Source organism: Cellulomonas sp. Root485 (genome assembly GCF_001426705.1).
GTDB lineage: Bacteria > Actinomycetota > Actinomycetes > Actinomycetales > Cellulomonadaceae > Cellulomonas.
In genome coordinates this window covers 144,173-157,096 of sequence record NZ_LMFC01000001.1, presented here as the reverse complement: position 1 = coordinate 157,096, position 12,924 = coordinate 144,173, and the positions used below count along the sequence as shown (strand labels likewise).

11 protein-coding genes are annotated in these 12,924 nt (G+C 73.7%); 8 read left to right on the top strand and 3 right to left on the bottom strand.

Going from position 1 to position 12,924, the window contains the following annotated elements:
- The first annotated feature begins 2 nt into the window (after positions 1–2).
- Positions 3–1,397 (top strand): NAD-dependent malic enzyme, encoded by a 1,395-nt coding sequence (locus ASD16_RS00755; protein ID WP_055911856.1) that lies wholly within the window; start codon positions 3–5, stop codon positions 1,395–1,397.
- Here ASD16_RS00755 and ASD16_RS00750 read toward each other — a convergent pair.
- Complete coding sequence (locus ASD16_RS00750; RefSeq protein ID WP_055911853.1) at positions 1,394–2,569, bottom strand: epoxide hydrolase family protein; 1,176 nt, start codon at positions 2,567–2,569, stop codon at positions 1,394–1,396. The two genes, ASD16_RS00755 and ASD16_RS00750, sit on opposite strands and share 4 nt — an antisense overlap.
- A gap of 85 nt (positions 2,570–2,654) precedes the next feature.
- On the opposite strand from ASD16_RS00750, the gene ASD16_RS00745 reads away from it, so the two are divergent.
- On the top strand, positions 2,655–3,245 hold the full coding sequence (locus ASD16_RS00745) for a TetR/AcrR family transcriptional regulator (protein ID WP_055911850.1): 591 nt from the start codon (positions 2,655–2,657) through the stop codon (positions 3,243–3,245).
- Positions 3,246–3,267: 22 nt separating this feature from the next.
- On the opposite strand, the gene ASD16_RS00740 is transcribed toward ASD16_RS00745, so the two are convergent.
- Positions 3,268–4,002, bottom strand: a complete 735-nt coding sequence (locus tag ASD16_RS00740; protein ID WP_055911847.1) for an IclR family transcriptional regulator — start codon at positions 4,000–4,002, stop codon at positions 3,268–3,270.
- A gap of 72 nt (positions 4,003–4,074) precedes the next feature.
- Here ASD16_RS00740 and hutH point away from each other — a divergent pair, with 72 nt between their 5' ends.
- The 5 genes from hutH to hutI are packed head-to-tail and all read left to right on the top strand — an operon-like array spanning position 4,075 to position 10,919.
- Positions 4,075–5,601, top strand: a complete 1,527-nt coding sequence (gene hutH, locus ASD16_RS00735; RefSeq protein ID WP_055911844.1) for a histidine ammonia-lyase — start codon at positions 4,075–4,077, stop codon at positions 5,599–5,601.
- Positions 5,598–7,259, top strand: a complete 1,662-nt coding sequence (gene hutU / locus ASD16_RS00730) for a urocanate hydratase (protein ID WP_055911840.1) — start codon at positions 5,598–5,600, stop codon at positions 7,257–7,259. Before hutH ends, hutU begins: the two co-directional genes overlap by 4 nt.
- On the top strand, positions 7,256–8,467 hold the full coding sequence (locus tag ASD16_RS00725; RefSeq protein ID WP_055911836.1) for an allantoate amidohydrolase: 1,212 nt from the start codon (positions 7,256–7,258) through the stop codon (positions 8,465–8,467). The genes hutU and ASD16_RS00725 overlap by 4 nt, the downstream gene beginning before the upstream one ends.
- Entirely contained in the window at positions 8,464–9,780 is a 1,317-nt protein-coding gene (locus ASD16_RS00720; RefSeq protein WP_055911833.1) for a formimidoylglutamate deiminase, read from the top strand. Before ASD16_RS00725 ends, ASD16_RS00720 begins: the two co-directional genes overlap by 4 nt.
- Complete coding sequence (gene hutI / locus ASD16_RS00715; protein WP_200942791.1) at positions 9,777–10,919, top strand: imidazolonepropionase; 1,143 nt, start codon at positions 9,777–9,779, stop codon at positions 10,917–10,919. The genes ASD16_RS00720 and hutI overlap by 4 nt, the downstream gene beginning before the upstream one ends.
- Here the strand turns inward: hutI and ASD16_RS00710 are convergent.
- Positions 10,916–11,986, bottom strand: a complete 1,071-nt coding sequence (locus tag ASD16_RS00710) for an NADH:flavin oxidoreductase/NADH oxidase (protein ID WP_055915508.1) — start codon at positions 11,984–11,986, stop codon at positions 10,916–10,918. The two genes, hutI and ASD16_RS00710, sit on opposite strands and share 4 nt — an antisense overlap.
- A gap of 87 nt (positions 11,987–12,073) precedes the next feature.
- Here ASD16_RS00710 and ASD16_RS00705 point away from each other — a divergent pair, with 87 nt between their 5' ends.
- Positions 12,074–12,919: a formate/nitrite transporter family protein gene (locus tag ASD16_RS00705; protein WP_055911828.1), complete on the top strand. Its 846-nt coding sequence runs from the start codon at positions 12,074–12,076 to the stop codon at positions 12,917–12,919.
- Positions 12,920–12,924: the final 5 nt, after the last annotated feature.

Genomic DNA, 12,924 nt, shown 5'->3' with positions numbered 1-12,924 from the left:
GGATGGTGTCCCCCTCCGTCTCCTCGTCCATCACGGCGCGCCTGGAGGTGCAGGCCCGGCCGACCGCCGTCAGCGAGCTCACCACGGCGATCGAGAAGGCCGGCGGCATCGTCACGGCGCTGGACGTCACGGCGTCGGGGCACGAGCAGATGACGGTCGACGTGACGTGCGCGACGCGGGGTGAGCAGCACGCGGCGGACATCGTCGAGGCGCTCAAGGGCCTGCACGGCGTGGTCGTCGAACGGGTCAGCGACCGCACGTTCCTCATGCACATCGGCGGCAAGCTGTCGATCGAGTCGAAGGTGCCGCTGCGCAACCGCGACGACCTGTCGATGGCGTACACACCGGGCGTCGCGCGCGTCTGCGAGGCCATCGCCGCCCACCCGGAGGACGCGCGCCGCCTGACCATCAAGCGCAACACGATCGCGGTGGTCACGGACGGCACGGCGGTGCTGGGCCTCGGCAACATCGGTCCGCTGGCCAGCCTGCCGGTGATGGAGGGCAAGGCGGTGCTGTTCAAGCGGTTCGCGGGGATCGATGCGTTCCCGATCGCGCTGGACACCACGGACGTGGACCAGATCGTGGAGACGATCTGCGCGATCGCGCCGGTGTTCGCGGGGATCAACCTCGAGGACATCTCGGCGCCGCGGTGCTTCGAGATCGAGCGGCGCCTGCGCGAGCGGCTCGACATCCCGGTGTTCCACGACGACCAGCACGGGACCGCGATCGTCGTCGTCGCGGCGCTCACCAACGCGCTGAAGGTCGTCGGCAAGGACCTGGCGACGGTGCGGATCGTGCTGTCGGGCGCGGGTGCGGCAGGTACCGCGGTGCTCAAGCTGCTGCTCGCGGCGGGCGCCAAGGACGTCGTCGTGGCGGACATCGAGGGCGTCGTGCGCGCGGACCGGCCGGGGCTGGACGAGTCCCTGTTCTGGACGGCGTCGATGACGAACCCGCGCGGCATCTCGGGCAGCATCCCCGACGCGCTCCGGGACGCCGACGTGTTCATCGGCGTCTCCGCGCCGGACGTGATCACGGGTCACGACGTCTCGACGATGGCGAAGGACTCGATCGTGTTCGCACTGGCCAACCCCCGGCCCGAGGTCGACCCGGACGACGCGGCCCAGTACGCGGCGGTCGTCGGCACGGGCCGCTCGGACTTCGCCAACCAGATCAACAACGTGCTCGCGTTCCCGGGCGTCTTCCGCGGGCTGCTGGACGCGCAGTCCCACCGGATCACCAGCGCGATGCTGCTGGCGGCGGCGTACGCGCTGGCGTCGGTGGTCACGGACGACGAGCTCAACCCGACGTACATCGTGCCCAGCGTGTTCAACCCGGAGGTCACGACGGTGGTCGCGGCGGCCGTGACGAAGGCGGCGCAGACGCCTCTCGAGGTCTAGCCCGTCCGTCGCTGGACGCGGAGGCCCCGCAGACCGGCACGAAGCTCGTCGACGAGGATCTCCGGCTGCTCGAGCGCGGCGAAGTGCCCGCCACGCTCGGCGTCGCCGAGGTGGACCAGGTTGCTGTAGGCGGCTTCGATCCAGCTTCTCGGCAACCGCGGGATGTCTCGCGGGAAGACGGTCACGGCGACCGGCAGCGTGAGCTTCGGACCGGCCATGGTCGCCGAGCGGTTCTCCCAGTAGATCCGGGCGGACGACGCGGCACTGTTGGTGAACCAGGAGAGCGAGATCGCGTCCAGCATGGTGTCGACGCCGAGGGCGTCCTCGGCGAGCCCGTGGTTGTCCGTCTTGGACTGGAACTTCTCGTAGATCCAGGCTGCCTGACCGGCCGGAGAGTCTGCCAGCGCGAATCCCACGGTCTGCGGCTTCGTGCCCTGCACGTGGTTGGACCCGCCCAGCGGGCCGGCATAGAGGGCCAGCCCGTCCACCGCACGGCGCTCGTCGGGAGTCAGCGTGTCGGGGATCTGCTCCGGGAACGCGTACGGGGTGCTCAGGTGGATCCCGAGGAGACCCTCCGGCTGCATCGCGCCGAGGGCCGTGGTGACAGCCGCCCCCCAGTCGCCGCCGTGGGCCGTCCAGGAGGTGTAGCCGAGCCGGCGCATGAGCTCCGCCCACGCCCCGGCGATGCGGGTGACGTCCCAGCCTGCGGCGGTCGGCTTGCCGGAGAACCCGAATCCCGGGAGGGACGGGATGACGACGTCGAAGGAGTCGGCGACCTCCCCTCCGTGCGCGGCGGGATCCGTGAGCGGTCCGACCAACCGGAGGAAGTCGGCGATCGAGCTCGGCCATCCGTGCGTCATGAGCAGCGGCAGCGCGTCGGGGTTCCTCGACCTGACATGCAGGAAGTGGACGTCGAGACCGTCGATCGCGGTCAGGAACTGCGGCACGGCGTTGAGCTCGGACTCGAAGCGGCGCCAGTCGTACTCCCTCTCCCAGTACGAGACGAGCGATCGTGCGCTCTCCACGCGGACGCCCTGCGACCAGTCGGCGACCGTCTCCGGATCTGGCCAGCGGGTCCTGGCGAGTCGTGCCGTGAGGTCGTCGATCTCCGCGTCCGGGACGGCGACGCGGAACGGGCGGATGTCCTCCGGTGCAGGACTGGATGCGGTCATCGTGTGCTTCCTCTCGTCTCCGGTGCACGTTGCACACCGGTGTGCAGACTAGGCCCATTGCACACTAGTGTGCAATGATGTCGCCGTGCAGAAGGAGTCCTCAGGACCTCGTGGCGGCGACACGCGGGAGCGCCTGCTCGACGTGGCGATCGAGGTGCTCGGGAAGACCCCCGACGCGGGCATGGGCGAGGTGGCCGCGGCTGCCGGCGTGGTCAGACGGACCGTCTACGGGTACTTCCCGTCCCGGTCCGAGCTCGTCGTCGCACTCGCCCGGCGTGCCGTGGACGAGATCACGGCGGTCCTTGCCGAGGCGGCCCCGGTCGACAAGGCGGCCGACGTGGCGTGGACCGACTTCATCGCCCGCCTCTGGCCCTTGACGCACCGCTATCGGGTGCTCGTCGCACTCCGGCGCGGCGAGTTCGGAGCCGACATCCACGCCCTCCTCGGGACGGTCGAGCAGTCGCTCGCCGCCCTGGTCGCACGAGGCCAGGAGAGTGGGGCGTTCGGGCGCCACCTCCCCGCCGGCAGCCTCAGCCAGGCGGCCTGGTCGGCGGTGTTCACCCTCGCCGACGACGACCTGCACCGGACGGAGATCGACGTCTCCGCGGTCATCACGACCAGCCTGCTCATGCTGGGCGTTCCCGGACCGCGCGCGAAGGTCCTGGCCGAACGGTGACCACCCTGCCCGGGCAGGACCTCTAGACCCGGCGCGACAGCTCGGCCGCCGCCCGCTGGGTGGCCCGGACGAACGCGTCGGGCTCGGCGCCCTGCGCGAACGTGACGGCGAGGCCGGCGATCGGGTGCCCGGTGTGATCCCGCACGACCGACGCGACGGACGCGAACCCGGCGGTCACGTCCCCGGACTCGGAGGCCCAGCCGATGCGCCGCACCTCGGTGAGGAGGGTCCGCAGCTCGGACAGCCGCCGCGGCCCCACGCCGGTGCGGTCGACGAACGACTCCCGCCCGGGGAACAGGGCGCGCACCTGTGCCGGAGGCAGTCCGGCGAGGATCGCCCGCCCGCTAGCCGTCAGATGGGCGGGCAGGCGCACGCCGACGTCGGTGACGAGCGCCGGGCGCCCGGCGGCGCGCTCCTCGACGACGTAGAGGACGTCGCGCCCGTGCAGGACGGCCAGGTGCGCGCTCTCGCCGACGTGGTCGACGAGCCGGGCGAGCACCGGGCGAGCGGCGCGAGCGAGCGGCGCCTGCCGGGAGTAGGCGGAGCCCAGCTCGAACGCGCTCAGGCCGAGCCCGTACCGGCGTTCCTCGGGCAGGTGGACGACGAAGCCGTGCTCGGTCAGCACCGTGAGCAGGTGGTAGGTGGTCGAGCGCGGCAGGTCGAGCGCGAGGGCGAGCGCGGCGGCGGGCATCGGACCGGTCCGCGAGAGGTGGTGCAGCAGCCGGAGGGTCGCGTCGGCCGCAGGGACGGAGGTCATGGTGTCTGGGATACCAGACGGAATCGCCCCTAGCACCCTAGGAGCGGCGAGCGAGCGGGGGTGTCATGAACCATGAGCACCACGACCGCCATCGACACCGTCGTCGTCGGCACCGGCCCCGTCTCGATCGCGGACATCGTGGCCGTGGCCCGGCACGGCGCCGGGGTCCGACTGTCCGAGGAAGCGATCGCAGCGCTGTCGCGAGGCCGCGCGGTCGTCGACGAGCTCGCCGCCGACACGAAGCCCCACTACGGCATCTCCACGGGCTTCGGCGCGCTGGCCACGCTGTCGATCCCGCCGGAACGGCGTCGCGACCTGCAACGCAGCCTGGTCCGCTCCCACGCTGCCAGCACCGGCCCGGAGGTCGAGCGCGAGGTGGTCCGCGCGCTCATGCTCCTGCGCCTGTCCACGCTGGCCACGGGCCACACGGGCGTCCGACCGGAGACGGCGAGCGCGTACGCGGCCCTGCTCGACGCGGGCCTGACGCCGGTCGTCCGCGAGTACGGCTCGCTGGGCTGCTCGGGCGACCTGGCGCCGCTGGCCCACTGCGCGCTGGCGCTCATGGGCGAGGGCGAGGTGCGCGACGCCACGGGCGCACTGGTGACTGAGCCCCGAGAGGTGCACACCCTGACCGAGAAGGAGGGCCTGGCCCTCATCAACGGGACCGACGGCATGCTCGGCATGCTCGCGCTGGCGCTGCACGACCTGGTGATCCTCCTGGACACGGCCGACGTCGCTGCGGCGATGAGCGTCGAGTCGCTGCTCGGCACCGACGCGGTGTTCGCCGCCGACCTCCAGGGTCTGCGCCCCCACCCCGGACAGGCCACCTCCGCCGCGAACATCCGTGCGGCCCTGCACGGCTCGGGCATCATGGCCAGCCACCAGACCCCGGAGTGCACCCGCGTGCAGGACGCGTACTCGCTGCGCTGCGCCCCGCAGGTGCACGGCGCGGCCCGGGACACCGCGCAGCACGCGCGGGACGTCGCGGAGCGTGAGCTGGCCGCCGCGATCGACAACCCGGTCATCACCGACGACGGTCGCGTCGAGTCCAACGGCAACTTCCACGGCGCCCCGGTCGGCTACGTGCTCGACTTCCTGGCGATCGCCGTCGCGGACGTCGCAAGCATGTCCGAGCGCCGCACCGACCGGTTCCTCGACGTCGCGCGCAGCAACGGCCTGCCCCCGTTCCTGGCGCACGACCCCGGGGTCGACTCCGGCCTGATGATCGCGCAGTACACGGCTGCCGGGCTGGTCTCCGAGCTCAAGCGGCTCGCGGTGCCGGCCAGCGTCGACTCGATCCCGTCGTCGGCCATGCAGGAGGACCACGTGTCGATGGGGTGGCACGCGGCCCGCAAGCTCCGTCGCGCCCTCGACGGCCTGACCCGGGTGCTCGGCATCGAGATCCTCACGGCCGCGCGCGCGATGGACCTGCGCGCCCCACTGACCCCGTCGCCCGTCACGGGTGCCGTCCGGGACCTGCTCCGCGCGGCGGGGATCCCCGGCCCCGGCCCGGACACGTACCTCTCCCCCGACCTCGAGACCGCGGCGGACGTCGTCCGCGAAGGACAGATCGCCGCAGTGCTAGGAGCCCACCGATGACCGGTCCCCGCCCCGTCCGCGCGCCCCGCGGCACCACGCTCACGGCCCGCAGCTGGCAGACCGAGGCCCCGCTGCGCATGCTCATGAACAACCTCGATCCCGAGGTGGCCGAGCGGCCGGACGACCTGGTCGTCTACGGCGGAACCGGCAAGGCGGCACGGTCGTGGGACGCGTACGACGCGATCGTCCGGACGCTGACCACGCTGGGCGACGACGAGACGCTGCTGGTCCAGTCGGGCAAGCCGGTCGGCGTGCTGAGGACGCACGAGTGGGCGCCGCGCGTCCTGATCGCCAACTCGAACCTCGTGGGCGACTGGGCGACCTGGCCGGAGTTCCGTCGGCTCGAGCAGCTCGGGCTGACCATGTACGGGCAGATGACGGCCGGCTCCTGGATCTACATCGGCACGCAGGGGATCCTCCAGGGCACGTACGAGACGCTCGCCGCCGTCGCCGCGAAGCGGTTCGGCGGGACGCTCGCGGGCACCCTGACCGTCACGGGCGGCTGCGGCGGCATGGGTGGCGCGCAGCCCCTCGCCGTCACGCTCAACGGGGGCGCGTGCCTGATCGTCGACGTCGACGGCGACCGCCTGCACCGCCGGGTCCGCGAGCACTACCTCGACCAGGTGGCGGGGAGTCTCGACGAGGCAGTTGCGCTGGTCAGCGAAGCGAGAGCTCAGAAGACCGCGCTCTCCGTCGGCGTCGTCGGCAACGCGGCCGAGGTCCTCCCCGAGCTCCTGCGCCGCGGCGTCGAGGTCGACGTCGTCACCGACCAGACGTCCGCGCACGACCCGCTGTCCTACCTCCCGGTCGGCGTCGACGTGGCCGACTGGGCGTCCTACGCCGCCGCGAAGCCCGAGGAGTTCACCGACCGCGCGCGCGAGTCGATGGCCCGGCACGTCGAGGCGATGGTCGGGTTCATGGACGCGGGCGCCGAGGTGTTCGACTACGGCAACTCCATCCGCGACGAGGCGCGCCAGGGCGGCTACGACCGGGCGTTCGACTTCCCCGGGTTCGTCCCCGCGTACATCCGGCCGCTGTTCGCCGAGGGCAAGGGGCCGTTCCGCTGGGCCGCGCTGTCGGGCGACCCGCGCGACATCGCCGTCACCGACCAGGCCGTGCTCGACCTGTTCCCCGACGACGACCACCTGCACCGCTGGATCCGTGCGGCGCAGGACCGGGTCGCGTTCCAGGGCCTGCCGGCGCGCATCTGCTGGCTCGGGCACGGCGAGCGCGACCGCGCGGGCCTCCGGTTCAACGACCTCGTCGCGTCCGGCGAGGTCACCGCACCGCTCGTCATCGGTCGCGACCACCTCGACGCCGGGTCGGTCGCGTCGCCGTACCGGGAGACCGAGGGGATGGCCGACGGGTCCGACGCGATCGCCGACTGGCCCCTGCTGAACGCGCTGGTCGCGGCGTCGTCGGGGGCAACGTGGGTGTCGATCCACCACGGCGGGGGCGTCGGGATGGGCCGCTCGATCCACGCGGGGCAGGTGTCCGTCGCCGACGGCACGGAGCTCGCCGCGCGCAAGCTCGCCCGCGTGCTGTCCAACGACCCGGGTATGGGGGTCCTGCGGCACGTGGACGCCGGCTACCCGCGCGCCGAGGAGGTCGCGACGGCCCACGGCCTGCGGGTGCCGATGCGGGAGGGCGGCGCATGACGACGTCCGCGCCGGGCACGCCGAACCTCGCGACGGCCACCGCCACCACGTTCCGCCGCGCCTGGTCCGACCTCGCGCCCGTCGGCCGCGCGTCCGACGGCGGCTACCGCCGGTTCGCCTGGACGCGTGAGGACCACGTCCTGCGTGAGTGGTTCGCGGGCGAGGCGGAGGCGCGCGGGCTCTCGCTGACGACGGACCGTGCGGGCAACCAGTGGGCGTGGTGGGGCGACCCGGACGCGACGCCCGGGATCGTCACCGGCAGCCACCTCGACTCCGTGCCGGGCGGCGGTGCGTTCGACGGGCCGCTCGGCGTGGTCAGCGGCTTCGCCGCGCTGGACGCGCTCCGGGCGAAGGGCGTCGCTCCGAGCAGGCCGCTCGGCATCGCGAGCTTCGTCGACGAGGAGGGCGCCCGGTTCGGCGTCGCCTGCGCCGGCTCACGGCTCATCACAGGCGTCCTCGACCCGGACAGGGCTCGGGGCCTGCGCGACGCGGACGGCACGACGATGGCCGATGCGATGCACGCCGCAGGACGGAACCCCGGGAGTCTCGGCCCCGACCCTGAGACGCTCCGCCGCGTGGCGTCCTTCGTCGAGCTGCACGTCGAGCAGGGTCGCGGTCTGGTGCACACGGGCGACCCGGTGGGCGTCGGCCGGATGATCTGGCCGCACGGCCGCTGGCGGGTCGAGCTCCGCGGCCAGGCCAACCATGCCGGCACCACGCCGCTGGCCGACCGCCGCGACCCGATGCTCGACCTCGCGGCGTTCATCGCGCACGTGCGACGGGCCGCCCACGACGCCGGTGCACTGGCGACCGTGGGCAAGCTGCACGTCGACCCCAACGGCGTCAACGCGATCCCGTCGCAGGTCACGGCGTGGCTGGACGTCCGCGCCGAGGACGAGTCGGCGGTCCGTGCGGTCCTCGCGGCACTCCAGGAGTACGCCCCGACCGAGGAGTCGTGGAGCCCGGTCACGGTCCTCGACACCGACCTCGCCGACGTCGTCGCGGGAGCGCTCGGGAACCCGGCACGCCTCGGCACGGGTGCCGGCCACGACGCCGGGATCCTCGCCGCCGCGGGCATCCCCACCGCGATGCTCTTCGTGCGCAACCCGTCCGGCATCTCGCACGCCCCCGCGGAGGACGCCGACGAGGCGGACTGCCTGGCGGGCATCGACGCGCTGGCCGCCGTGCTGGGACGGTTGCTGACGTGACCACGTACTGGGCGGCGCACGTCTGGCTGCCGGACGGCCTCGCACAGGACGTCCGTATCGGCACCGCCGACGGCCGCATCACGACGGTCACCACGGGGGTGCCCGCCGCCGGAACGGATCACCGCCTGCCGGGCGTGGTCCTGCCCGGGTTCGCCAACACGCACTCCCACGCCTTCCACCGGGCCCTGCGCGGACGCACCCACGACGGCGGCGGCACGTTCTGGACCTGGCGCGAGCGTATGTACGCGCTGGCGGCGACCCTGACCCCCGACACCTACCTGGACCTGGCGCGCGCCACCTACGCCGAGATGGTGCTCGCGGGCGTCACGGCGGTCGGCGAGTTCCACTACCTGCACCACACCCCGGACGGGACCCCGTACGACGACCCGAACGTCATGGCCGAGGCACTGCGCACGGCCGCCCGCGACGCCGGCCTGCGGATCACCCTGCTGGACACGGCCTACCTGACGGGGGGCATCGACGCCCCGCTCGAGGGTGCCCAGCGCCGGTTCGGCGACCATGACGCCGACGCCTGGGCCCACCGGGTTGCCGCGATCCGGCCCGACGACACCCTGACGGTCGGCGCCGCGATCCACTCGGTCCGTGCGGTCCCCCTCGACGCGATCCCGGTCGTCGCCGCGCACGCCACCGGGCGGCCCCTGCACGTGCACCTGTCCGAGCAGCGCCTGGAGAACGAGCAGTCGCTGGCGACGTTCGGGGTCACGCCGACGCGGCTCCTGGAGGATGCGGGCGCGCTCGGCCCGGACACCACCGCGATCCACGCGGTCCACGTATCTCCGGAGGACGTCGCGATCCTGGGCTCCACGCGCACGGGCGTGTGCCTGTGCCCGTCCACCGAGCAGGACCTCGGCGACGGGATCGCGCCGGGTGCGCTGCTGCACGCCGCGGGCGCCCGCCTGAGCGTCGGCAGCGACCAGCACGTCCGCACCGACCTGCTCGCCGAGGCGCGGTCGGTCGAGCTCCATGAGCGGCTGGCGAGCGAGGAGCGCGGCGCCTTCACCCCCGCGCAGCTGCTCGAGCTCCTCACGTCCGGTGGTCACGCCGGCCTGGGCGACCCGACGGGTGGCCGTCTGGAACCCGGCGCGCCGGCCGACCTGGTCGCCGTCCGCACCGACACCCCGCGCACCGCCGGCGCGGACCCCGCGCAGCTGGTGCTGGTCGCGGGCAGCGCCGACGTCGACACGGTCGTGGTCGGCGGTGTCGTGCGGGTCGAGGGCGGCCGGCACGCGCTGGGCGACGTCGGCGCGATGCTGGGGTCCGCTGTCCGCGCAGCATGGGAGGGGGCTCGATGACGTCGCACCTGGTCACGGGGATCGGCGAGCTGGTCACGCACGACCCGCGGTTCGACGGGCCGCTGCGCGACGCGGCACTGGTCGCGCAGGACGGTCTCGTCGTCTGGGTCGGGCCGGCCTGCGAGCAGCCCGCCGCCGACACGCGCACCGATCTCGCCGGCGCCGCGGTGGTCCCCGGCTTCGTCGACTCCCACACGCACCTCGTCTTCGCGGGCGACCGCGCGGCCGAGTTCGAGGCCCGCATGGCGGGCACGGCGTACACGGGCGGCGGCATCGCGACGACGGTCGCAGCGACGCGGGCGGCGTCCGACCAGGACCTCCGCCGGAGCCTCGCGGCCCTCGTGGCCGAGTCGCGCGCCCAGGGCACGACGACGATCGAGGTCAAGAGCGGGTACGGGCTCGACGTCGCCACCGAGGAGCGCCTGCTCCGGCTGGCCGGCGAGGTCACCACCGAGACCACGTTCCTGGGCGCGCACGTCGTCCCGCCCGGCGTCGACCGCGCGGAGTACGTCGCCCTGGTCGTCGGCCCGATGCTCGCGGCCTGCGCACCGCACGCCCGCTGGGCCGACGTCTTCTGCGAGCCCGCCAGCCCGATCGCGTTCGACGGCGACGAGGCCAGGGAGGTGCTCGTGGCCGCCCGCGCGGCGGGTCTCGACCTGCGCGTGCACGCCAACCAGCTCACGCCAGGCCCGGGCGTGCGGCTGGCGGTCGAGCTCGGTGCCGCGAGCGTCGACCACTGCACCTACCTGAGCGGCTCCGACGTCGACGCACTGGCCGGTTCCGGCACGGTCGCCACCCTGCTGCCCGGCGTCGAGTTCTCCACGCGGTCCCCCTACCCCGACGCGCGCCGCCTGCTGGACGCGGACGTCGAGATCGCCCTCGCGAGCGACTGCAACCCCGGCACCTGCTACTCCACGTCGATGCCGCTGATGATCGCGCTCGCCGTCCGCGAGATGCGGATGACCATCACGGAGGCGCTCCGGGCGGCCACGCTCGGCGGCGCCCACGCGCTGCGTCGCGACGACGTCGGCCACCTGCGCCTGGGCGCCCGCGCCGACCTCGCCGTCCTCGACGCCCCGACCCACCGCCATCTGGCCTACCGCCCGGGCGTCCCGATCGCGCGAGCGCTGAGCCTCTAGGCCCAGGTCGCCCGCGCATACTGCGGCTGCCAGGCCGCGTCGTCGGCGACGCCCAGCTCGTGCGCGGCGCGCAGCGGCCAGAACGGGTCGCGCAGGCCCTCGCGGCCCAGCAGGATCGCGTCCGCCGACCCGTCCGCGAGCACGGCCTCCGCCTGCGCCGGGTCCGTGAGGAGCCCCACGGCCGCGACCGGCAGCGCCGACGTCTCGCGCACCTCGCGGGCGGCCGGCACCTGGTAGCCGGGTCCGACGGGGATGTCCGCGGGCGCGTTGCCGCCGGTCGAGACGTCGACCAGGTCCACGCCGTGGCCGCCGAGCTCCTTGGCCACCTGCGCGACCTCGTCGACCGTGAGCCCGCCCTCCACCCAGTCGGTCGCGGACAGCCGGACGAACAGCGGCTTGTGGTCGGGCCAGGCGGCGCGGACGGCGTCGGTCGTCTCGACGAGCAGCCGGGCGCGGTTCTCGAGCGGGCCCCCGTACTCGTCGTCCCGCTCGTTGGACAGCGGCGAGAGGAACTGGTGCAGCAGGTAGCCGTGGGCGGCGTGCAGCTCGACGACGTCGAAGCCGGCGTCGTCGGCCCGTCGGGCGGCCGCCGCGAACGCCGCGGGGATGCCCGCGATCTCGTCGAGCGTGAGCGCGTGGGGTGTCGCGAGGCCGGGGAACGCCGTGGCCGACGGACCGACGGTCGTCCAGCCGCCCTGGTCCGGCGGGACGGAGCCACGTCCGGCGGCGAACGGGGCGAACGTCGACGCCTTGCGGCCCGCGTGCGCCAGCTGCACGCCGATCTGGGTGCCGCGCTCGTGCACGAAGTCCGTGATCCTCCGCCACTCGGCGATGTGCAGGTCGTGCCACAGGCCGGTGTCCTGCGGTGAGATGCGCCCCTCGGGGACCACGGCCGTCGCCTCCGCGATCAGCAGCCCGAAGCCGCCGGCGGCCCGCGAGCCGAGGTGCACCAGGTGCCAGTCGTTCGGGCTGCCGTCGACGGCCGAGTACTGGCACATCGGCGCGAGCCAGGCACGGTTGCGGAACGTGGTGCCGCGCAGGGTCAGCGGCGAGAAGAGGAGGGTCACGTGCGGTCGCAACCGCGGTGAGGCGTCACGGATTCCCTGGGCCCTTCGGCCCTCCACACGGCCGCGGGCCGGCGCGACGATGGACGGGTGCTGAGCATCCCCGACACGGTCGACGCCCAGGCGACCGGCGCGCGCCACAAGGTCGACCTCCTGGACACGCCGGGCCTGTTCCTGGTGCGGACCATGCTCGCCGGGGCGTACATCGGCATCGGCGTCCTCATCATGGCGACCGCGGGCGGCCCCCTGGCCGTCGCAGACTCGCCGTTCACCCCCCTGGTGCAGGGGCTGGTGTTCGGCGTGGCGCTGACCGTGGTCCTGGTCGCCGGGGCCGAGCTGGCCACCTCCGCGATGATGATCCTCACCCAGGGCGCGCTGCGCGGCGTCATCGGCTGGGGCCGCGCCGGGCTGACGCTCCTCGCCTGCCTCGGAGGCAACCTGATCGGCGCGATGCTGTTCGCGTTCCTCGTGCACGTCTCCGGGGTCCTCGCGCCCGGCACCCCCGGCGGGACCGTCCTGGCGGCGATGATCGAGCACAAGGCCGGCGCGACGTCGATGCAGCTGTTCACGCGCGGGATCCTGTGCAACCTGCTCGTCTGCCTGGCCGTCTGGGGAGCGGCGCGGCTGCGCAGCGAGGGTGCGCGGCTGGTCGTCGTGTTCGGCTGCGTGATGGTGTTCATCACGTCCGGCTTCGAGCACGTCGTCGCCAACATGACGACGTTCTCGCTCGGCCTCTACGGCGGTCTGCCCGGTGCCGATCTCCTCGAGATGGCCAGGAACCTCACGCTCGTCGGCCTCGGCAACCTCGTGGGTGGCGCCCTCCTCGTCGGCGCGGCCTACGCGTACGGCAGCAGGCCGGCACCGCGGATGCCGGATGCGGAGGAGTCCGGCTCGGGCGCGCTGCCCAGCGACCGGGTGCCGCTGGCAATACGGTGACTCGG